Genomic DNA, 20,895 nt, shown 5'->3' on the forward strand with positions numbered 1-20,895 from the left:
GGCCCGGGCCGGCAGGGTCGCGTCGTGACGGCCGGGACGCCCGACGGCCGCGGGGTCAGCCTCGCGGCCCGGCTGACCCGCGCCGGCGTCGCCGACGTGACCCGCGCGCAGCGCCTGCTCGACGACGCCGCCCTGCGCGAGGTCGTCCCGGAAGCGGCCGACGTGCTCGCGGGCGCCCTCGCGGACGTCGCCGACCCGGACCAGGCGCTGCTCACCCTCGCGAAGCTCGCGGGGGCCGTGCGGGGTGACGCGTCCCTGTCGGCGCTGCTGCGCGAGGTGCTCACCGGCGACGGTCCGGGCCGGGAGCGGCTGCTGGCCGTCGCCGGCGCGTCCGTGGCGCTCGGCGACACGCTCGTCGCGCACCCGGAGAACCTGCACGTCCTCACCGACGACGAGCCCGCCCTCGGCGTCCCGGTCGCGGACGTGCGCGCCGAGCTGCTGCGCGCGGTCGGCGCCGACCCGGACGCCGCCGTCCCGGTCGCCCGGGCAGGAGCCGCCGAGACGACCGACGCGATGCGTCGCGCGTACCGCACGCGGCTGCTGCGGATCACGGCCGCGGACCTCACGACCGCCGACCCGCTGTCGCGCCTGCCCGGCGTGGGGGCGGCGCTCGCGGACCTCGCGGCCGCCGCGCTGGAGGCGGCGCTCGCGATCGCGCGCGCGGACCTCGACGACCACGGTGCGGGCGTCCGGCTGGCCGTCATCGGGATGGGCAAGACGGGCGGCCGGGAGCTCAACTACGTGAGCGACGTCGACGTCGTGTACGTCGCCGAGCCCGTCGAGGGGACGGACGAGGCGGACGCGCTCGCGACGGGCGCGCGGCTGGCCGCGGCGCTCGCACGGGTCTGCTCGGTGCCGTCGTCAGAGCCCGCCCTGTGGCCGGTCGACGCGGCGCTGCGCCCCGAGGGCAAGGACGGTCCGCTCGTGCGGACGCTCGAGAGCCACCGGACGTACTACGAGCGGTGGGCCAAGACGTGGGAGTTCCAGGCGCTGCTCAAGGCGCGGCCGCTGGCCGGGGACCCCGACCTCGGTCGTGCGTACGTCGAGACGACGCAGCCGTTCGTGTGGGCCGCGGTGCAGCGGGACAACTTCGTCGAGGACTCGCAGGCGATGCGCCGCCGGGTCGAGCAGCACGTGCCCGCGGCGGAGGCCGACCGGCAGCTCAAGCTCGGCGTCGGCGGGCTGCGGGACGTCGAGTTCACGGTCCAGCTCCTGCAGCTCGTGCACGGCCGGTCGGACGAGGAGATCCGCAGCCCCAGCACGCTGACGGCCCTCGCGGCGCTCGCGGCGGGCGGGTACGTGGGGCGCGAGCACGCGGCGCGGCTGGCCGTCTGCTACCGGTGGCTGAGGCTCGTCGAGCACCGCATCCAGATGCACCGGATGAGCCGCACGCACCTGCTGCCGACGTCGGACGCGGACCTGCGGCGCCTCGCGCGCTCGGTGGGCCTGCGCGCCGAGGGCGCCGAGGGGCTGCTCGAGCGCTGGCGCACGGTCCGCCGCGACGTCCGGCACCTGCACGAGGAGCTCTTCTACCGGCCGCTGCTTCCCGCGACGGCGCAGCTGTCCGCGGAGGAGGCGAGCCTCGCGCCCGACGCGGCGCGCGCCCGGCTCGCGGCCATCGGGTACCGCGACCCCGCGGGTGCGCTGCGGCACCTCGCCGCCCTCACCGAGGGGGTGTCGCGCCGCGCGGCGATCCAGCGCCAGCTGCTGCCCGTGATGATCGGCTGGTTCGCGGACGGCGCCGACCCCGACGGCGGTCTGCTGGCGTTCCGTCGCCTGTCCGACGAGCTCGGCACGACCCACTGGTACCTCAAGCTGCTGCGGGACTCGGGCACGGTCGCGCAGCGGCTCGCGCACGTCCTGTCGACGTCCCGCTACGTGGCCGACGCGCTGTCGCGCTCCCCGGAGTCGGTCCGGTGGCTCGCGGACGACTCCGAGCTGCTGCCACGGACCGCGGAGCGGCTGGCCGCGGAGGCCGACGCCGTCCTGACCCGCGCGCACGAGCCGGTCCCGGCCGTCCTCGCGCTGCGTGGGCTGCGACGACGCGAGCTCGCGCGCACCGCGGCCGCCGACGTCCTCGACGTCGTGACGAGCGTGCGCGCGTCGCAGAGCCTGACCGCCGCGGCGGACGTCGTCCTCGCCGGTGCGCTGCGGGTCGCCGAGTGGGAGGCGCGCGTCGCGCACGGGCTCGACGCGAGCCCGACCCGGCTGCTCGTGGTCGCGATGGGACGGCTCGGCGGGGGAGAGATGGGCTACTCCTCCGACGCGGACGTCCTCTTCGTGCACGACCCGGTCGACGGCGCAGACCCGGTGCTCGCGCAGGAGTTCGCGCTGTCGGTCGCGACGCAGGTCCGCTCGCTGGCCAGCTCGGTGGGTCCCGAGCCGACGCTCGCGGTCGACGCCGACCTGCGGCCCGAGGGGCGCAACGGGCCGCTCGTGCGGTCGTTCGACGCGTACGCCGAGTACTACGACCGCTGGTCCTCGCCGTGGGAGAGCCAGGCGCTGCTGCGCGCCCGGCCGGTCGCGGGGGACACCGGCCTCGGCGAGCGGTTCGTCGCGCTCGTCGCGCCGCTGCGCTACCCGGAACAGGGTCTCGACGCGGCGACGGTGCGCGAGGTGCGGCGGATCAAGGCGCGGGTCGAGGCGGAGCGGCTGCCGCGCGGCGTCGACCCGGCACGGCACCTCAAGCTCGGCCGCGGCGGGATCTCCGACGTCGAGTGGACCGCGCAGCTCCTGCAGCTCCAGCACGCGCACGAGGTGCCGGGGCTGCGGACGACGTCCACGCTCGACGCCCTCGCCGCCGCGCAGGACGCCGGGCTGCTGACCGAGGACGACGGCCGCGTGCTCACCGAGGCGTGGCTGCTCGCGTCGCGGCTGCGCGACGCGAACGTGCTGTGGACCGGGCGGGCCGAAGGTGCGCACGCGGACGTCCTGCCGCACGACCGGCAGGCTCTCGCGGGGGTCGCGCGGGTCGCCGGGTACCCGGCGGGCTCCGGAGGCGTGCTCGAGGAGGACTACCTGCGCACCGCGCGACGGGCGCGCGCGGTCGTGGAGCGCGTCTTCTACGGCTGAGACGGACCCGTCTCCGGCACGGCCGGACCGGGCCGCGGCACGTCAGTGCTCGCTGCGTCCGGACCCCTCGGCCGCAGGCCCGTCGGCGTCCGGCCGCCCCGTGTCGAGCGGTGCCGGGTCGCCCGCGTCCTCCATCTCGTGCCACCCCTGCTTGCGCAGCGCCTGCTCGTCCTCCTGCAGCAGGTCGGAGTCGACGAGCTCGTGGCGGCGGATGTACGTCGACGACACGGCCTGGATGGTCGCGGCGACAGGGAGCGCGAGGAACGCGCCGATGGGGCCGAACACCGCGCCGAACGCGATGACGGCGAGGAACGACACCGCCGGGTTGAGCTCGAGCGACCGCGCCGAGACCTTGGGGGCGAAGATCAGGTTCTCCACCTGCTGGTAGGCGATGATGAACGCGAGGACCGCGACGCCCTTGATCGGGTCGACGGCCAGCGCCACCGCGACGGGCAGCGCGCCACCGATGTAGGTACCGACGGTCGGCACGAACTGCGAGACGACGCCGGTGAACGCCGCGAGCGGCAGCGAGTACGGGATGCCGAGGATCAGCAGGAAGATCCACGTGAACACCGTGCACAGCACCGCGAGCACGATGCGCGAGTTGATGAAGTCCGCGACCTTCTCCTGCGAGACCTCCCACAGCCGCAGCACCTCGCGCTGCCGGCGCGGCGCGAACAGCCGCAGGACCGCCGCCCGGAACTTCGGGCCCGCGCTGGCCATGTAGTAGACGACGAGCAGCACCGACGTCAGCGTGAACAGGCCGCCGATGATCGACGAGCCGACGCCGATGAGGCCGGGCGCGAGCGACTGCCAGTTGTCGCCGAGGTTCGCGAGGAGCTCGTCGATCTCGGGGACCTGGATCCCGAACGACTCGTCGAGCCACGTCTGGAACTGCTCGTAGAAGTCCGGCAGCGACTGCACGAGCTCGACGAGCTGGGCGACGAACAGGCCGCCGAACAGCGCCGCGACACCGAGGATCACGACGATCCCGCCGACCATGACGATGCCCGTGGACCGGGTGCGCCGGATCCCGTGCGCGACGAGCCACCGGATGAGCGGCTCCATCGCGAGCGAGACGAACCACGAGATGAAGACGATGGTCAGCACGTGGCCGAGGCTCGACAGGGCGTTCCACGCGAGCACACCGGCGAAGACGGCGACGACGCCCATGACGAGCGCACGCGGCAGCCAGGCGGGCGGCTTGCGGGGGTCCCGCTGCTCGATCGGCTCGTGGCCGGCGACAGGGCGTCTGGGCATCGGTCCCTCCGGGGACGGGGTGCGGGTGGCGTGAGGCCGGTCGGTGCTGCGGCAGGTCGTGCGTCGCCCGAGCCGCGTGCGGGCACCGTACCGCGATGCCCTCGCCCCTGACCTGCGACGCTGCCATGCTCGTCTCAGGACGGGACATACCGGGCGCTTCGGGGAGAGGGGCTGGCCGTGGTCGACGAGGGGAAAGTACCGGAGGAGCAGGGCGCGGGCATGCCGGACGTGGAGGTGCTCCGCGCGCGTGTCGCCGCACTGGAGGAGGAGAACGCGCGCCTGCGGTCCGCCGCCGCCGCGCCACCGCCCGTGGCACCCGCCGCGCCACCACCGCGTGAGCGCCGCCCCGGCCGCGCGACCGCCGCGGTCGTCCTGATCGTCGTGGCGGCGCTGCTGGCACCCGTGGCTGTCGTCGCCGCGTGGGCCCGGGGGATCGTCACCGACACCGACCGCTACATGGCGACCGTCGCGCCGCTCGTCGACGAGCCGCAGATCCAGGCGGCCGTGACGAACCGCGTCACGGGCGCGATCGTCGAGGCGATCAACCTGGAGCAGCTCGCGACCGACGCGACCCAGGCCGTCGCCGAGCTGGGCCTGCCGCCGCGGCTCGCGACCGCCGTCGAGTCCCTGCAGGGGCCGCTCGTCAACGCGGCGACGAACTTCGTGCGGGACGCCGTCGACCGGGTCGTCACGTCGGACGCCTTCGACACCGCCTGGACCGAGGCGAACCGCGCGGTGCACTCCCAGGTCGTCGCCGTGATGCAGGGGGATCCCGACGCCCTCGCGACCATCGACCCGTCCGGTGCCCTCACCGTCGACCTGGGGCCGGTCATCGACGCGGTCAAGACGGCGCTCGCGGGCGCGGGCTTCACGATCGTCGAGCGGCTGCCGTCGATCGACGCGAGCTTCGCGCTCATGCAGAGCGCGGACCTGGTGCGGGTGCAGAACGCCTACGGTGCGCTCGACGTCCTCGGTACGTGGCTGCCGTGGCTCGTCATCCTCCTGCTCGCCGCCGGCGTCATGCTGTCCCGCAACCGCTCGCGTGCGCTCGTCGTCGCGGGCCTGACGCTCGCCGGGGCGATGCTCGTCCTCGGGGTGGCGCTCACCGTGGGCCGCTCGGTCTACGCGTCGTCGCTGCCACCGACGGTCCAGCGGCCCGACGCGGCGGTCGTCGTCTACGACCAGGTCGTGTCGCTGCTGCGCATCACGCTGCGCTCGGCCTTCGTGCTCGGCGTGGTCGTCGCGGCGGTCGCGTTCGTGTCGGGGCGCAGCGCCGCGGCCGTCGCGCTGCGGTCGTCGTGGACCCGGCTGGTCGCCTGGACGCGGTCGTCGGGCGAGCGGCGCGGGGTGACGACGGGTCCGGTCGGTGTGTGGCTCGACGAGCAGCGGGTGCTGGTGCGCGTCGCGATCGGCGTGGGCGCCGCGCTCGCGCTCGTGCTGGGGACGCCGCTGACGCCGTCGTACGTGCTCTGGGTGGCGGTCGTGGCGGTCGTGCTGCTGGCCCTGACGACGCTGCTCGCACGGCCCGCGCCGGCCGCAGCCGACCCGCCGGCCGGCTGATCGGGCCTCGACGCGGCCTGCTGCCGCGGAGTGTGACGAGCGTGACGTCCGGCTCGCACGCTCCGCGGCTTTCGTCCCATGACTTCGGCAAGCGTTGTCCGTAGGGTGGAAGCGTTCCCACCCGAAGGGCCGTCCCATGAACCTCACCCAGCTCACCGCACTCGCCGCCGGCGTCGCCGGCCACCCCGCCGCGGGCCTCGTCGCCTTCCAGGCGGCCTCCGGCGCCGACCTGTCGCAGGCGCCCGAGCGGCGTCGTCGCACCCTGCGCCGCGCCCGGCGCGCCGCGACCACCGCACCCGTCGAGGCCGCCGCCCTGCCGGTCTCCGGCCTGAACCACGCGACGCGCGACAACGCCACGACGCCCGCCGCACTGACCGCCTCCGCGGGGGCCGGCAGCCGCTGACCGCCCACCCGGCCGGGGCCGCTCCCGGCCGGGTGAGACGCGCGCTCGTCGCGCGAGGTGGCGCCGGACCAGGTAGGAACGGTCGTCATGACTGTCGTCGGCTTCCACCACTCGCACGAGCAGGTGCACCCCGCGACCCTCCTCGAGGTCGCCCGGCACGCGCAGGACGTCGGCTTCGACGCCGGGATGTGCTCCGACCACTGGGCGCCATGGAGCGCCACGCAAGGCCACTCCGGGCACGCCTGGACGTGGCTCGGTGCCGCGCTCGCCACGACCGACCTGCCGTTCGGTGCCGTCAACGCACCCGGCCAGCGGTACCACCCGGCCGTCGTCGCACAGTCCGTCGCGACGCTCGGCGCGATGTTCCCCGGTCGGTTCTGGGTCGCGCTCGGCTCAGGCGAGAACGTCAACGAGCACATCACGGGCGGTCCGTGGCCCGCGAAGGCCGTGCGCGACGCACGGCTGCGCGAGTGCGTCGACGTCATCCGCGCGCTGCTCGACGGCGAGGAGGTCACGCACGACGGCCTCGTCCAGGTCGACCGCGCCCGGCTCTGGACCCTTCCCGAGCAGCGCCCGCTGCTCGTCGGGCCCGCGGTGACCCCGCAGACCGCCGCCCGGCACGCCGACTGGGCCGACGGGCTCGTCACGGTCAACCAGGACCCGCGACGGCTCCGCGATGTGGTCGACGCCTACCGCTCGGCGGGCGGCCGCGGCAGCCTCGCGCTGCAGGTCCACGTGTCCTGGGCGCCCGACGCCGACACCGCGTTCGCGCTGGCCCGCGAGCAGTGGACCGCGAACGTCGTCGGCCCGCCCGTGGCCTGGGACCTCGACACCCCCGAGGCGTTCGACTCGCTCGTGCCGCACCTCTCGGACGACCTCGTGCGCCGGTCGGTGCTCGTCGACCACGACCCGCAGCGGCTCCTCGACCGCGTCGCCGCGCTCGTCGGCCTCGGCTTCGACGCCGTCTACCTGCACCAGGTCGCGACCGACGAGCGCCCCCGCCACGGCAAGCACCCGAGCGCCGCGCCGACCGCGACACCCGCTGCGGCGGGCCTGCGCGCGTTCCTCGACATGGCCGGGGAGCACCTCGTCGGCCCGCTGCGGGAGGTGACGGCATGAGGATCCGCGACACCGGCGACCTGTGGTGGAAGAACGCCGTCGTCTACTGCCTGGACGTCGAGACGTTCATGGACTGGAACGACGACGGCGTCGGCGACTTCCCGGGACTCCTGCAGCGCCTCGACCACCTGGCCGACCTCGGCGTGACGTGCCTGTGGCTCATGCCGTTCTACCCGACGGCCGACCGCGACGACGGCTACGACATCGTCGACTTCTTCGCCGTCGACCCGCGGCTCGGCGACGCGGGCGACCTCGTCGAGCTCATCCGCACCGCGCGCGACCGCGGCATCCGGGTCATCGCCGACCTCGTCGTCAACCACACCAGCGACCGTCACCCGTGGTTCCGGTCGGCCCGCCGCAGCAAGGACTCGCCCTACCGCGACTTCTACGTCTGGAGCGCGACGAAGCCGCCCGACACCTCCGACCAGGTCGTCTTCCCGGACCAGGAGGACGGGATCTGGACGCTCGACGAGACGTCGGGCGAGTACTACCGGCACCGGTTCTACCGTCACCAGCCGGACCTCAACACCGCGAACCCCCAGGTCCGCGACGCGATCGCGAAGGTCGTCGGGTACTGGGCGGAGGTCGGGCTGTCGGGCTTCCGCGTCGACGCCGTGCCGTTCTTCCTGGCGGACGCGGCGAAGGGGCGGGGCGACGACGTCGAGCGGCCGCACGACTACCTCAAGTCGCTGCGCGCGTTCCTCACGCGCCGGTCGGGCGACGCGATCCTCATGGGCGAGGTCAACCTGCCGTACGAGCAGCAGCGCCTGTTCTTCGGCGACGACGACGGCGACGGCACCTCCGACGGCGACGAGCTGACGATGCAGTTCGACTTCGTCGGGATGCAGCAGCTGTACCTCTCGCTCGCGCGGCAGGACGCCGGAGCGGTGGCGGGGGCGCTGCGCTCCCGTCCGCCGATCCCGCGGGACGCCCAGTGGGCGACGTTCGTGCGCAACCACGACGAGCTCACGCTCGACAAGCTGTCCGACGACGAGCGCGCCGAGGTGTTCGCCGCGTTCGGGCCCGACCCGGACATGCAGCTCTACGGCCGTGGGCTGCGCCGTCGCCTGCCGACGATGCTCGGCGGCGACCCGCGCCGCGTCCGCATGGTCTACTCGCTGCTCTTCTCGCTGCCGGGCACGCCCGTGCTGTTCTACGGCGAGGAGATCGGCATGGGGGAGAACCTCGCGGCCGAGGGCCGCATGGCGGTGCGCACGCCCATGCAGTGGACCGCCGAGCGCAACGGCGGCTTCTCCCGGGCCGCTCCGTCACGGCTCAGCGGCCCTGTCGTGGAGGACGGCTACGGTCCCGAGCACGTCAACGTCGCGGACCAGCGCCGCGACCCGGAGTCGCTGCTGTCGTTCGTGCAGATGCTCGTCCGTCGCTACCGCGAGAGCCCCGAGCTCGGCTGGGCGACCGACGTCGAGATCCTCGACCAGCCGCACGCCGCGGTCCTCGCGCACCGCAGCACGTGGCAGGACGGCTCGACCGTCGCGCTGCACAACCTCGGTCCCGACGCCGTGGAGGTGCCGCTGCACCTGCCGGACTGCGCGACGGACGACGGCGGTGCCCCCGTGCGGCTCGTGGACCTGCTGCACGACGCGCACTGGTTCCTCGACGAGAAGGGCCGAGCGGTCGTGCCGCTCGCCGGGTACGGGTACGCGTGGTTGCGGGTCGTCCGCGACGGAGCCCGACGCCTGCTGTGACGGCGCGGGCACGCCGGTGTCGGCCCGTTGACCTGTCCCGACGGGTCGGGCTGGCCGACGCGTCCGACCGCCGGGGCGGACGGCCCGCTCAGCGGCCCACGTCGGCGCACCCGGCGTCGACCCACGACGTCGCGTGCCGCGCGTCCTCGACCTGCCAGGCGCGCTGCCGCGCGAGGTTCCACCCGAACCCTCCCTCGGGCTCGTCGACGGTGGCACCGCCCAGCAGGCACGACCGCAGCGGCTCGTCGACCGCGTCCATCGCGGGGACCGCGTCGGCTGAGAGTCCCTGCAGGTAGGCGACGTCGAGCGGCACGTCGAGGTCGGCGGTGGTGTTGTGCCGCACGATGAGGGCGTCCGGGTCGAGGACGACGAGCGCGAGCGCCGCGCCCCCGACGACGGCGACGACGGCGCGCGGCAGCCACCCGCCGCGCCAGCGCGCACCCGCGACGAGCAGCAGCACGAGGACCAGCCCCATGACGACCTCGGCGAGCGCGACGGTCGTGCGCAGCCGCGTCAGGCCGAACGCGTCGACGTAGAGGTCGAGCCGCCGCAGCGCCGACAGCACGACGCCGAGGGTCCCGACGCAGAGCACCCCGAGCGCGACCCGCACGACGAGCCGGTCCCGCGCGTCCTCGCGCGGTGCCCGCCGCACCGCGACGGCGACGACGACGAGCGTCAGCGCGGTGACGACGACGAGCTGCGCGAAGCCCTCGCGGGCGTACTGCGCGTAGGAGAGGCCCGCCGTCTCCAGCACGTGCCGGTGCCCGCCGGCGAGCGCGCCGACCTGCACGCCGACGAACGCGACGACGAGCAGGTCGAGCGTCGCCACGGGAAGCAGCCACTCGGTGAGCGTCGCGGGACGCCCCGCGCCGAGCCGCGCCGACGACCAGGTCGGCGGTGCCCCCGCGAGGTGCGCGCTCGCGGCGGCGGCCAGGGCGACGACCACGGCGACGACCGCCTGCGCGGGCAGGTCGCCGAGGTCGACGCGGGGCAGGAGGCTCGCGAAGACCCGGTCGGCGGACGCGAACAGGGCCCCGAAGACGAGCAGCACGAGCAGCGCGACGGCCGCACCGCGCAGCACGACGACGAGCTGCTGGCGGCGGGTCCCGACGACCTCACCGAGGCCGTGCCGCACCCACGGCAGCGACCGGAGGACGCCCGCGGCCCAGCTCGCCGGTGCGGCCAGCACGGCGGCGGCCGACCGCGCTCCCGTGACGGCGACCGTGCCTGCGCCGACCGCCGCGAGCACGCACAGCGTGACGACCCACGCGGCGTCCCTCACCGCCGCCGACGCGAGGAGGGCGACCGACAGGAGAGCCAGGGACAGGTCGACGACCGAACGTCGTCGCACCAGGGCGGGCGCCGCGGCGGCCCAGGCGACGCCGCCCGCGAGCGCGACCCCGAGCCCCGGCCGGTGCCCGACGACCATGACGGCGACCGCGACGCCCGTCCCCGCGGCGACCGCGAGGACCCGCACCGGCGCGGCACCCGCACCCTGCGCACGGAAGTCCGCGACGGCCCGGCCGACGCGGCCCGGCGGGGGAGGCGGGCCCAGCAGCGGGCCGTAGGGTCCGGGCGTCCCGACGACGACCGGTGCGACGACCGGACGTGGGGGGACCGGGGGCTGGGGGGTGCCGGGACCGCTCATGGGCGTCACCGTAGACGTGCCGTGACCTGCAGGAGAGCACTTCCCGATGGAGGCCTCGTGCAGCTGCGAGAGCCCTTCGTGAAGATGTCGCGCGCGGCCTCGTGCCCGGCCACGACCGAGGGACGAGGGGCGTCCCGGCGCGCGACGCCCCTCGCTCCGGACTACCCTCGACGGACGGGGCGGGAGAAGACCGTCACCGGGACGGGTTGAGAAGTCAGCCCGAGGCACTGACCGGCGGTCCCCCTCACGACCGCGTGGAGGCGCCGTGCACAACCAGACCGCTGCACAGGTCGGGCAGTACCAGTTCCCCGCCGGTGGCGACCGGTGGCGGTGGTCCGACGACATGTTCGCGATCCATGGCATGGGTCCCGGCGACGTCGTCCCGACCCGTGACCTCTTCCTGCGTCACGTCCACCCGCAGCACCGCGACCGCGTCGCCGCGGCCCTCGAGGCGTGCGAGCAGCAGGGCGCGACGCTCGGCGAGCACTACACGCTCGTCGACCTCGCCGGGCAGGAGCGGACCGTGACGATCAGCGGTGCCCGCGAGCGGCGCGCGGACCACGACGTGGTCAGCGGGTTCCTCGTCGACGTCAGCGCGAGCCAGCAGGAGACCGTCGCGAGCGCCGTCAACACCCAGCTGCACCAGGCCCTGGAGTCGCACGCCGTCATCGACCAGGCCAAGGGCGTGCTCATGCTCGTCTACGGCATCGACGGCGACGCGGCGTTCGAGCTCCTGCGGTGGAGCTCGCAGCAGCGCAACGTCCGGCTGCTCGCGCTCGCCGAGCGCCTCGTCGCGGCGGTGGAATCGGCGGGCGGGCTGTCGCCCGTGTGGCGCGCGAAGCTCGACGAGCTGTTCTTCCAGTCGCTCGGTGCCGAGCCCGTGCCCCTCGCGGCCCCGTCGGGAGGGCCCGACGCGCTGGTCCTGTCCACGCGGGTCGTCGGCGGTGTGCCCGTCGTCGCGGTGCGCGGACCCGTGGACCTGGCGACCGCGGGCGCCCTGTCGGGCGCGGTGGCGGCCGTGTCCGCCGAGGCGCGGCACGCCGGACGTCTCGTCGTCGACCTGCGCGAGGCCACGCACGTCGGCTCCGCCGGGGTGTCCGTGCTGACGTCGCTCGACCGTCGCCTCCGGACGCACGGCACCGTGGTGCGGGTCTTCGTCACCTCCGACAGCTCGCTCCTGCTCGCGTCCGGGCACGGCCTCGAGGTCTCCGTGGTCGACCCGATGGGGTCGGTGAGCGCGCTGAGCTGACGGCGGTGCTGCGCTGACCGCGTGGTGCCGCGCGGCGTGAGTGGTGCCAGGCTGACCCCATGAACCACCGTCCGCGCGCGGCGAGCGTCGAGGCGGCTGTCCAGGCCTTCGAGGACATGCCCATAGCGGTCGCCGCGATCGAGGAGGACGGCCTCGTCGTCGTCGCCGCCAACCGCGCGGCACGGGCGATCGGCGTCGGCGACGTCGTCGGGCGTCCCGTCGCGGAGACGCTCACGACCGCGGTCGCGCACCGCATGCTGCCGCGCGTCGAGGAGGCGGTCCGCGCACGCCGGCCGGTGCCCGCCGAGGAGATCCTCGTCGAGATCGGCCCGACGGACGCCCGCCGCGACGTCTGGCTGCGGTGGTCCCTCGACCCCTGGTACGACTCCGACGGTCGCTACCGCGGCGTCATCGCGTACGCCCAGGACGTCACCGGGCTCGTCGACCAGCGGCTCGCGGCGGAGGCCCGTGCCGTGGGCGTCGAGGAGCGGTACGAGGTCGCCCGGGACGTCATCATCGCGCTGCAGGGCGCCCTGCTGCCGTCGTCCGTGCCGGTCCTGCCGCGCGTCGACGTGGCTGCTGCCTACCTCGTCGCGGGGCGCGAGCAGGCCGCCGGCGGTGACTGGTTCGACGCGGCGGTCGCCCCTGACGGGCGCGTCTCGCTCGTCGTCGGCGACGTCGTCGGCCACGGTGTGACGGCGTCGGCCGCGATGAGCCAGATGCGCGCGATCCTCGCGTCCCGGCTGCTCGACGGCGCGACGATCCCCGACGCGCTCGGGTCGCTCGACCGCTACGCGCGCATCACGACGCACGCGTTCGCCACGTCGGCCTGCGTGGTGCTGCTCGACCCGGAGACGGGCGACCTCGAGTACGCCACGCGCGGCCACCCGGCGCCTCTGGTCGTGGGCCCGTCGGGCACGCGCTGGCTCGAGCAGACCGGTGGTGGCCCGCTCGGCATCGAGGACGGCACCGAGGTCCGGACCGGCCGCCTCGCCGACGACGAGGCGCTCCTGCTCTTCACCGACGGCCTCGTCGAGGTGGTCGGACGGCGCCTCGACCACCGGCTCCAGCAGGTCGTCGAGGCCGCCGAGCAGGCCCTGCGTGGCGCGGTCATCGGTCGGTACGCCGGCCGGAACACGGCTGAGCGCCTGTGCCTGCACGTCCCGTGGGCGCTCGACGAGGGGTTCGTCGACGACGTCACTGTCCTCGCGGCCTCGCGCCGCCCGGCGCCGGCCGACCTGAGGCTGCGCGTGCCGGCGCAGGCGGACGGCCTCGCCCCCGTGCGTGAGCGCGTCGAGTCGTGGGCGCGAGACGTCGGCCTCGAGCCGCGCGAGCGTGCGGCCCTGGTGCTCGCGGCGAGCGAGGCCATGACGAACTGCATCGAGCACGCCTACGCCGGCCGGCCGCCCGGCGAGGTGCGGATCGACGCGAGCCTGCGCCGGGCCACGGTCGTGATGACGGTGGCCGACGACGGCGCGTGGCGGCAGCCCACCGAGAGCCCGGGCGACCGGGGCCACGGCCTGAGCATGGTGGCGTCGAGCGGGGTCCGGCTGTCGGTCGACCCGTCGCCGACGGGCACGTGCGTCGAGTTCGAGCTCGACGCCCGCCGCCGCGCACCCGTCGAGTCGCCCGCGCTCGCGCCGACCGCGACGCTCACCGGGGGACCGGTCGTCGACGTCGACCCGGGCGGCGTCGTCCGCGTCGGGGGTGTGCTCGACACCGAGGCGTCGGCGCAGCTGCTCGACGCCGTCGTCCGCACCCGGTCCCGCGGAGGGGTCCTGCCTGTCACGGTCGAGGTCGAGCCGACCGCGTTCCTCGGCAGCCCCGCGGTGCGGGCCATCGAGCGCTACGTGCGCGGGGCGGACGCGGCGGCACGACAGGTGGAGGTCGTCGTGCACGAGGGCAGCCCGGCTGCGCTCACGCTGGCGGTGGTGGGGACGCCCGTCGTCACGCGCTGAGCGCTGGCGCAGGCCCGCGCGACGCGGACCCGAATCGGGCCGGCGACCCGGTCCGGTGCTGCCGGTCCGGGTCGCTCAGGTCACTCGGACAGCCAGCGGATGACGACCTGGCCGAACGCGGAGACGACCGCGAGCTGCGTCGTGGTGTGGCAGCTCTGGCACGTGACGGCGTGGTTGGTCCACGCGACGTTCGGGTCGGTGTCCGTCGCGGTCACGGTGACCGAGGGGGCGTTGCAGCGCGGGCAACGCAGACGTGCCTGCTCGTCGATGACAGGCGTCGTACCCGGCATCGTCGCCGGTGCTTGGTGGCTCACGGGTCCTCCGGTGGTGCCTGGTGCGGGGGCGGTGCTCCTCCCAGTTCACCACGACGGCCCGCGATCCGTGGCATTCGTCCGAACTCCGGAGGCGCCCCCGCTGGTCGCAGACCTGACGGCACCCCCGCCGCCACGAGGGCGGCGGGGGTGCCGGTACTGCAGGTCACCGGCCCCTGGGAGCAGCCAGGGGCCGGGACGATCACACGTCGAAGTAGAGCTCGAACTCGTGCGGGTGCGGGCGCAGGCGGATCGGGTCCACCTCGGCCGACCGCTTGTAGTCGATCCACGTCGAGATGAGGTCGGGGGTGAAGACGTTCCCGGCCGTGAGGAAGTCGTGGTCGGCCTCGAGGTTGTCGAGGACCTCGCCGAGCGAGCCCGGGACCTGCTGGATGAGGGCGTGCTCCTCGGGGGGCAGCTCGTACAGGTCCTTGTCGACCGGCTCCGGCGGCTCGATGCGGTTCTGGATGCCGTCGAGGCCGGCCATGAGCATGGCCGCGAACGCGAGGTACGGGTTCGACGACGGGTCCGGCACGCGGAACTCGATGCGCTTGGCCTTCGGGTTCGAGCCGGTGACCGGGATGCGGATGCACGCGGAGCGGTTGCGGGCCGAGTAGACCAGGTTGACCGGCGCCTCGAAGCCCGGGACCAGGCGGTGGTAGGAGTTCACCGTCGGGTTCGTGAAGGCGAGCAGCGAGGGCGCGTGCTTGAGCAGGCCGCCGATGTACCAGCGGGCGGTGTCGGACAGGCCGCCGTAGCCCTTCTCGTCGAAGAACAGCGGCACGCCGTCCTTCCAGAGCGACTGGTGCACGTGCATGCCCGAGCCGTTGTCGCCGAAGAGCGGCTTCGGCATGAAGGTCGCGGTCTTGCCGGCCTCGTGCGCGACGTTCTTCACGACGTACTTGAACAGCTGCACCTTGTCGGCCGACTTGGCGAGCGTGTCGAAGCGGTAGTTGATCTCCGCCTGGCCGGCGGTGCCGACCTCGTGGTGCGCGCGCTCGACCTCGAGGCCGAGGGCGTCGAGCTGCAGCGAGATCTTGTCGCGCAGGTCGGCGAAGTGGTCGACCGGCGGGACGGGGAAGTAGCCGCCCTTGTAGGGCGTCTTGTGCCCGAGGTTGCCGCCCTCCTCCTTGCGACCGGTGTTCCAGGCGCCCTCGATCGAGTCGATGTAGTAGAACGACGCGTCCTGGCGGGTCTGGAAGCGCACGTCGTCGAAGACGTAGAACTCGGCCTCGGGGGCGAAGAACGCCGTGTCCGCGATGCCGGTCGAGCGCAGGTACGCCTCGGCCTTGGCGGCGACCTGACGGGGGTCGCGGCTGTAGGGCTCGTCGGTGTACGGGTCGACGATGTGGAAGTTGATGTTCAGCGTCTTCTCGACCCGGAAGGGGTCGATGTAGGCCGTCGTGACGTCCGGGATGAGCTTCATGTCGGACTCGTGGATGGCCTGGAAGCCGCGGATCGAGGACCCGTCGAACATCTGGCCCTCGGTGAAGAAGTTCGCGTCCACGGAGGCGGCCGGCACGTTGAAGTGCTGCATCACGCCAGGCAGGTCGCAGAACCGGACGTCGATGAACTTGACGTCCTCGCTCTTGATGAAGGCGAGTACTTCCTCGGGCTTGCTGAACATCCGCTGCTCCTCGGTTGGTGTCCACCCTGGGGTCGGGCTCCGCCGAGGTTATGGCGGGGGAGTTTCTCTGGGGTGTACCGATTGTTTCCACCGTGTTACGGCGACGCTCCTGGTGTAACGATCACGCGAACTGCTGGGCGGACGTCCGGGAAGCGCGGAGCCGGACCCGGGCCGTGCGCGACCTACCCTGGTGCGGTGACCTCACGCGACGACATGGGTTCCTGGCTCGAGGGAGCCCCCACCACGGCGGCCGGCGCCCGCGGGGCCCGCCTGGGGCTGCCGCCCGAGGGTCCCGGCTCGCTCGCGCGTCCCGGCCGTCGGCTCGTCGCGCTCGCGGTCGACTGGGTCGTGTGCCTGGCGATCTCCGCGGCGTTCTTCCCCGTCCAGGGGTCCGGGTTCTTCCTGACGCAGGGCGCCCCGACGGCGACGCTGGCGATCTTCGCCGCCGAGAACGTCCTGCTCGTCGGGACCGCCGGGTTCACGCTCGGCCACCGTCTGCTCGGGCTGCGGGTGCGCCGGGCCGCCGTCGTCCCGCCCGGTGCGTCGCCGCTGGTCGACACGGGCCGCGCCCCGGGCCTGGTCTCCGGGCTCGTGCGGGGGCTGCTCCTGTGCCTCGTGATCCCCGCCGTCGTGTGGGACGGCGACGGGCGCGGCCTGCACGACCGGGCGGCGGGGACGGCGATCGTCCGCCGCTGACCCGCGGCCCGCTGGCCCGGTGCTCCGCGGCGCGAGGTCTGCGTCGACCCGCCGCACGCACCCGTGCCTCAGGGCGGGGCCCGATGCGCGGACGTCAGTCGGACGGTGCCTGCCACGTCAGGCTGTAGCGCCAGTACAGGTGCCGCCTCCACCGGACGCCGGGCAGCGCGTCCCGGGCTGCCGCCCGCACCTCCCCGTACCCCTCGCGCGGGTCGGCGACCGGTGAGCCGTGGTCCCACATGCCCCGGGTGCGGTCGACGACCGCGGCGACCGGGACGGCCGCGAGGCTGAGCGCGGCGTCGACGGGTGTCCGGCCCCCGGCGAGGCCGACGACGACGAGGTGCCCGCCGGGGGCTGTCAGGTCGGCGAGCCGCCGCAGGCCCGCGTGCAGGTCGAGGTGGTGCAGCGTCGCCACGCACGTGACGAGGTCGAACCGCTCGCCGTCGAGGACGTCGAGGACGTCACCGACGACGTACCGCAGGCCGTCGCCGTCCGCGCGCTCCCGCGCGAGCGCGACCTGGTCGGCGTCCACGTCGACACCCGTCACCGCACCGACGCCCGCGGCACGCAGCCGACGGGTGAGCAGCCCCTCGCCGCACCCGACGTCGAGCGCGGTGCGCGCGCGGCGCGAACCGCAGCGCGAGGGGGTGGTAGTGCGTGTTGTGGTTCCAGCGGCCGTCGCTCACGCGGCGACCGTAGCGGGTCAGCGGCCGCGCATGCCCTTGCGGTCGGGGCGGGCGCGCATCGGGTCGACGCCCTTCGGCACGGGCAGCCGGACGCCGCCGAGCGCGGTGAGGCGCTTGCTCACCTCGGCGACCTCCTGCTTGGTCAGCTGGGGCCGGAGCTTCTGGACGGCCCGCGGCGCCTTGCGCAGGGGCACCTGGCCCTCGTCGTCGCCGACCTGGATGAGCGTGATGGGAGCACCGGAGATGACGCGCGCGGTCCGCTTGCGCTCCGACTCGAGGAGCTTGCCGACGCGGGCCGCGGGGCCCTCGCTCACGAGGACGACGCCCGCCCGGCCGAGGCCGCGGAACACCATGTCCTGCGTGCGCGGGTCGACGGCGACCGGCTCGTCGGTGAAGGTCCAGCCGCGGCGGATCGTGCCGAGGGCCGCGCGGGACGCGCCCGGCTGGCCCGCGATGCGCGTGTAGGCGGCGGTCTCCGCGCGGCGGGCGAGGACGAACATCGCGCCGAGCAGCGCGAACGGGATCGCCAGCAGCAGGAAGTAGACGACGGCGTTGAAGATCAGCCCGACGACGAGGCCGACGGCGACGATGCCGACGAACACGGCGAGGATCAGCCAGGTGACCGCCGGGTCGTTCTGGCGGGTCATCTGGTACGCCTGCCAGACCTGGTGGTACCAGCGGGTCTTGCGGACCTTCCCGGAGGAGGCGTTCGTGTCGCGGGCCATGGCCTCGGAGTCTACCGACCGGACGGGCCTCGCCGGACATCGTCCGGCGGGACGTCAGCGGGCGAGCAGGCTCGCCGCCTCCTGGCGGGCGGTCGTGGGCTCGCCGAGGTGCGCGAGCGCCGCGGGGATCTCGATGCCGCGGTGCCGCATGGCCTGGCCCCACAGGCGTCCGGCGCGGTACGACGAGCGCACGAGCGGGCCTGACATGACGCCGAGGAACCCGAGCTCCTGGGCGTGCTCCGAGAGCTCGACGAACTCCTCGGGACGGACCCAGCGGTCGACCGGGTGGTGCCGCAGCGAGGGGCGCAGGTACTGGGTGATCGTCACCAGGTCGCAGCCCGCCTCGACCAGGTCGCGCAGCGCGTCCTTGACCTCGTCGACCGTCTCGCCCATGCCGAGGATGAGATTCGACTTCGTGACGAGCCCGGCCTCGCGCGCGCGCGTCAGGACCGACAGGGAGCGGTCGTAGCGGAAGCCCGGGCGGATCTGCTTGAAGATCCGCGGCACCGTCTCGAGGTTGTGGGCCAGCACCTCGGGGCGCGACGCGTTCACCTCGTCGAGCAGCTCGGGGACCGCGTTGAAGTCGGGGATGAGCAGCTCGACACCCGTACCCGGGTTGACGTCGTGGATCTGCCGCACGGTCTCGGCGTACAGCCACGCACCGCCGTCGGGCAGGTCGTCGCGCGCGACGCCGGTGACGGTCGCGTACTTCAGGCCCATCGCCTGCACGGAGGCGGCCACGCGGCGCGGCTCGTCGGCGTCGAAGTCGGCCGGCTTGCCCGTGTCGATCTGGCAGAAGTCGCACCGCCGCGTGCACTGGTCGCCACCGATGAGGAACGTCGCCTCGCGGTCCTCCCAGCACTCGAAGATGTTGGGGCAGCCCGCTTCCTCGCAGACCGTGTGCAGGCCCTCGCGCTTCACGAGGCCCTTGAGCTCGCTGTACTCGGGGCCCATCGTCGCCCGGGTACGGATCCACTCGGGCTTCTTCTCGATCGGGGTCGCGGCGTTGCGCGCCTCGACGCGGAGCATGCGGCGGCCCTCGGGAGCGATCGTCACGCCCGTCAGACTAACCCGCCGGTGCGCCCGGGGTGGCGGGGGAGTCGCACGTCACAGACCAGGGACCTCGGTCCCGCGCACGACGCCCGCGCCGCCGTGAGGCTGGGGGTGTCGGCAGCATGCCCGCAGGGAGCGCGGGGTCGCCGGGGGGACGCCGGCGTCGCCTGCCGGAACGGACTGCACAGACGAGGAGAGGGACGATGAAGATCCTCATGACCGTCGCATCGCGGCACGGCGGGACGCGCGAGATCGGCGAGGTCGTCGCCCAGGTGCTGCGCGATGCCGGGCACGACGTCGACGAGGTCACGCCCGACGACGTCGAGCACGTCCACGAGTACGACGCGGTCGTCCTGGGCTCGGCGGTGTACGTGGGCCGGCTCGCGGCCGCGCTGCGGGACCTCGTCGAGCGGCAGGGCGCGCAGCTGCGCTCGATGCCGGTCTGGCTGTTCTGGTCAGGCCCCGTCGGCGACCCGCCGATGCCCCCGACGCCGCCGGACGACGTCGACGTGGTCGCGCGGCACGCGGGCGCCCGCGAGCCCCGGTGCTTCGTCGGGCGGATCGAGCGTGCCGACCTCAACCTCAACGAGCGGGCGCTGGTCGCGCTGACGCGTGCCGAGACGGGGGACTTCCGGGACTTCGAGGACGTCCGCGCGTGGGCCGCCGAGGTCGTCGAGGAGGTCGCGGCGCTCCCGCACGCGCGCTGAGGACGCCCTCCGGCGGCGTCGCGGCGTTCAGCCGGCGGGTGCGGCCGGGACCGGCGTCGGGGGAGCGGCCGGTGCCGGTGCGTTCGCGGCGAGCAGCGGCGCGAGGGTCGCCGCGAGGTGGCCGCGCACGAGGGGGGTGACCTCGTCGATCGTCACGCGACGCCCGGTCTCCACCGACAGCGACGTGACGTCGGCGTCGTCGATGCCGCACGGCACGATGCGGTCGAACGCGTGCAGGTCGGGCTCGCAGTTGAGCGCGAAGCCGTGCATCGTCACGCCGCGCGCGACGCGGACGCCGATCGCGGCGACCTTGCGCTCACGCCGGGCGGGCGCGCTGCCGTCACCGGGGTCCGCGGCGAACCAGACGCCGCTGCGGCCTTCGACGCGCACCGCGTGCAGGCCGAGGTCGGCGCACGTCCGGATGAGCGCCTCCTCGAGCGCCCGGACGTAGCGGACGACGTCGACCGGCTGCGCGAGGCGCACGATCGGGTACCCGACGAGCTGGCCGGGGCCGTGCCAGGTGATACGGCCGCCACGGTCGACGTCGACGACGGGCGTGTCGTCGGTGGGGCGGTCCCAGCGGGCCGTGCGGCGCCCCGCGGTGTAGACGTCCTCGTGCTCGCACAGCAGGACGGTGTCCTCCTGCTCGCCCGCGGCGACGGCCGCGTGGACCTCGCGCTGCAGCGCCCACGTGGGCTCGTAGGGCAGGAGCCGGGCGCCGAGGTCGAGCGAGTCGAACCGCATGACGGTCAGGCTAACCCGCGTCCGGTGCGGGCGCGGCGACGGTCCGGGCCGTGGGGTCGTCGTCGGGGCGGGCCACGAGGACGAGCAGCTCGCGCAGCTGCTGGACCTGGTCGGGCGTCAGGCCGCGCGTGACCATCGCCTCGGCGAGGCGGTGGTCGGCGGACGCACCCAGGGCCTCCCGTCCCGACGGGGTCGCGGTGATGACGTGGCGGCGGCGGTCGTCGGCGTGCGCGCTGCGCGACACGTACCCCGTGCGCTCCATGCGGGCCAGGACGCGGCTCATCGTCTGCTCGGTGACACCGCACGCGGCCGCGAGCTCGCGCTGGGAGTGCGGTCCCTGCGCGAGGTGGACGAGCACGGGCAGGCTCGCG

At 74.5% G+C, this 20,895-nt stretch carries 17 protein-coding genes and 1 pseudogene; 9 read left to right on the plus strand and 9 right to left on the minus strand.

Annotated elements, in window-relative coordinates:
• Positions 1–24 precede the first annotated feature (24 nt).
• The gene (locus tag CBZ_RS04635) at positions 25–3,072 is read left to right on the plus strand and encodes a bifunctional [glutamine synthetase] adenylyltransferase/[glutamine synthetase]-adenylyl-L-tyrosine phosphorylase (RefSeq protein WP_130780425.1); all 3,048 of its coding nucleotides are present in this window, start codon (positions 25–27) and stop codon (positions 3,070–3,072) included.
• 42 nt (positions 3,073–3,114) lie between these two features.
• Here CBZ_RS04635 and CBZ_RS04640 read toward each other — a convergent pair whose 3' ends face one another.
• Complete coding sequence (locus tag CBZ_RS04640; protein ID WP_130780426.1) at positions 3,115–4,332, minus strand: AI-2E family transporter; 1,218 nt, start codon at positions 4,330–4,332, stop codon at positions 3,115–3,117.
• 177 nt (positions 4,333–4,509) lie between these two features.
• Between CBZ_RS04640 and CBZ_RS04650 the strand changes: the two genes are divergently transcribed.
• The 4 genes from CBZ_RS04650 (at position 4,510) to CBZ_RS04665 (ending at position 9,120) form a co-directional block, all read left to right on the plus strand.
• Positions 4,510–5,892 carry a hypothetical protein gene (locus CBZ_RS04650; RefSeq protein WP_246013056.1) on the plus strand — a complete coding sequence of 461 codons (1,383 nt, stop codon included), beginning with the start codon at positions 4,510–4,512 and terminating at the stop codon, positions 5,890–5,892.
• 136 nt (positions 5,893–6,028) lie between these two features.
• Positions 6,029–6,295, plus strand: a complete 267-nt coding sequence (locus tag CBZ_RS04655) for a hypothetical protein (protein WP_130780428.1) — start codon at positions 6,029–6,031, stop codon at positions 6,293–6,295.
• A gap of 57 nt (positions 6,296–6,352) precedes the next feature.
• The gene (locus CBZ_RS04660; protein WP_373862137.1) at positions 6,353–7,414 is read left to right on the plus strand and encodes a TIGR03885 family FMN-dependent LLM class oxidoreductase; all 1,062 of its coding nucleotides are present in this window, start codon (positions 6,353–6,355) and stop codon (positions 7,412–7,414) included.
• A complete protein-coding gene (locus tag CBZ_RS04665; RefSeq protein WP_130780430.1) occupies positions 7,411–9,120 on the plus strand; it encodes an alpha-amylase family protein in 1,710 nt (569 codons plus the stop codon). Before CBZ_RS04660 ends, CBZ_RS04665 begins: the two co-directional genes overlap by 4 nt.
• An 88-nt stretch (positions 9,121–9,208) precedes the next feature.
• On the opposite strand, the gene CBZ_RS04670 is transcribed toward CBZ_RS04665, so the two are convergent.
• Entirely contained in the window at positions 9,209–10,768 is a 1,560-nt protein-coding gene (locus CBZ_RS04670) for a DUF4153 domain-containing protein (RefSeq protein ID WP_130780431.1), read from the minus strand.
• Between the two features lie 265 nt (positions 10,769–11,033).
• On the opposite strand from CBZ_RS04670, the gene CBZ_RS04675 reads away from it, so the two are divergent.
• Positions 11,034–12,017 (plus strand): ANTAR domain-containing protein, encoded by a 984-nt coding sequence (locus tag CBZ_RS04675; protein WP_130780432.1) that lies wholly within the window; start codon positions 11,034–11,036, stop codon positions 12,015–12,017.
• A gap of 59 nt (positions 12,018–12,076) precedes the next feature.
• Positions 12,077–13,975 (plus strand): ATP-binding SpoIIE family protein phosphatase, encoded by a 1,899-nt coding sequence (locus CBZ_RS04680; protein ID WP_130780433.1) that lies wholly within the window; start codon positions 12,077–12,079, stop codon positions 13,973–13,975.
• Positions 13,976–14,055: 80 nt separating this feature from the next.
• Here CBZ_RS04680 and CBZ_RS21965 read toward each other — a convergent pair whose 3' ends face one another.
• Positions 14,056–14,190, minus strand: a complete 135-nt coding sequence (locus CBZ_RS21965) for a hypothetical protein (RefSeq protein WP_281274852.1) — start codon at positions 14,188–14,190, stop codon at positions 14,056–14,058.
• A 298-nt stretch (positions 14,191–14,488) separates the two neighbouring features.
• Positions 14,489–15,913, minus strand: a complete 1,425-nt coding sequence (glnA, locus tag CBZ_RS04690; RefSeq protein ID WP_130780435.1) for a type I glutamate--ammonia ligase — start codon at positions 15,911–15,913, stop codon at positions 14,489–14,491.
• 195 nt (positions 15,914–16,108) lie between these two features.
• Between glnA and CBZ_RS04695 the strand changes: the two genes are divergently transcribed.
• The gene (locus CBZ_RS04695; RefSeq protein ID WP_246013057.1) at positions 16,109–16,609 is read left to right on the plus strand and encodes an RDD family protein; all 501 of its coding nucleotides are present in this window, start codon (positions 16,109–16,111) and stop codon (positions 16,607–16,609) included.
• A 94-nt stretch (positions 16,610–16,703) separates the two neighbouring features.
• Here the strand turns inward: CBZ_RS04695 and CBZ_RS04700 are convergent.
• The 3 genes and pseudogenes from CBZ_RS04700 to lipA form a co-directional block, all read right to left on the minus strand.
• A pseudogene (locus tag CBZ_RS04700) lies at positions 16,704–17,246 on the minus strand (class I SAM-dependent methyltransferase); the annotation flags it as partial.
• A 66-nt stretch (positions 17,247–17,312) separates the two neighbouring features.
• Entirely contained in the window at positions 17,313–18,020 is a 708-nt protein-coding gene (locus CBZ_RS04705; RefSeq protein ID WP_130780436.1) for a DUF4191 domain-containing protein, read from the minus strand.
• A 54-nt stretch (positions 18,021–18,074) separates the two neighbouring features.
• A complete protein-coding gene (gene lipA / locus CBZ_RS04710; RefSeq protein ID WP_130780437.1) occupies positions 18,075–19,076 on the minus strand; it encodes a lipoyl synthase in 1,002 nt (333 codons plus the stop codon).
• A gap of 200 nt (positions 19,077–19,276) precedes the next feature.
• Between lipA and CBZ_RS04715 the strand changes: the two genes are divergently transcribed.
• Positions 19,277–19,780 carry a flavodoxin domain-containing protein gene (locus CBZ_RS04715; protein ID WP_130780438.1) on the plus strand — a complete coding sequence of 168 codons (504 nt, stop codon included), beginning with the start codon at positions 19,277–19,279 and terminating at the stop codon, positions 19,778–19,780.
• A 27-nt stretch (positions 19,781–19,807) separates the two neighbouring features.
• On the opposite strand, the gene lipB is transcribed toward CBZ_RS04715, so the two are convergent.
• Together lipB and CBZ_RS04725 are read right to left on the minus strand one after the other, a co-directional pair.
• Entirely contained in the window at positions 19,808–20,524 is a 717-nt protein-coding gene (gene lipB / locus CBZ_RS04720; RefSeq protein WP_130780439.1) for a lipoyl(octanoyl) transferase LipB, read from the minus strand.
• A 10-nt stretch (positions 20,525–20,534) separates the two neighbouring features.
• The coding region (locus tag CBZ_RS04725; protein WP_130780440.1) for a MarR family winged helix-turn-helix transcriptional regulator at positions 20,535–20,895 on the minus strand (361 nt) is incomplete at its 5' end.

Source organism: Cellulomonas biazotea, from assembly GCF_004306155.1.
Classification (GTDB): domain Bacteria; phylum Actinomycetota; class Actinomycetes; order Actinomycetales; family Cellulomonadaceae; genus Cellulomonas; species Cellulomonas biazotea.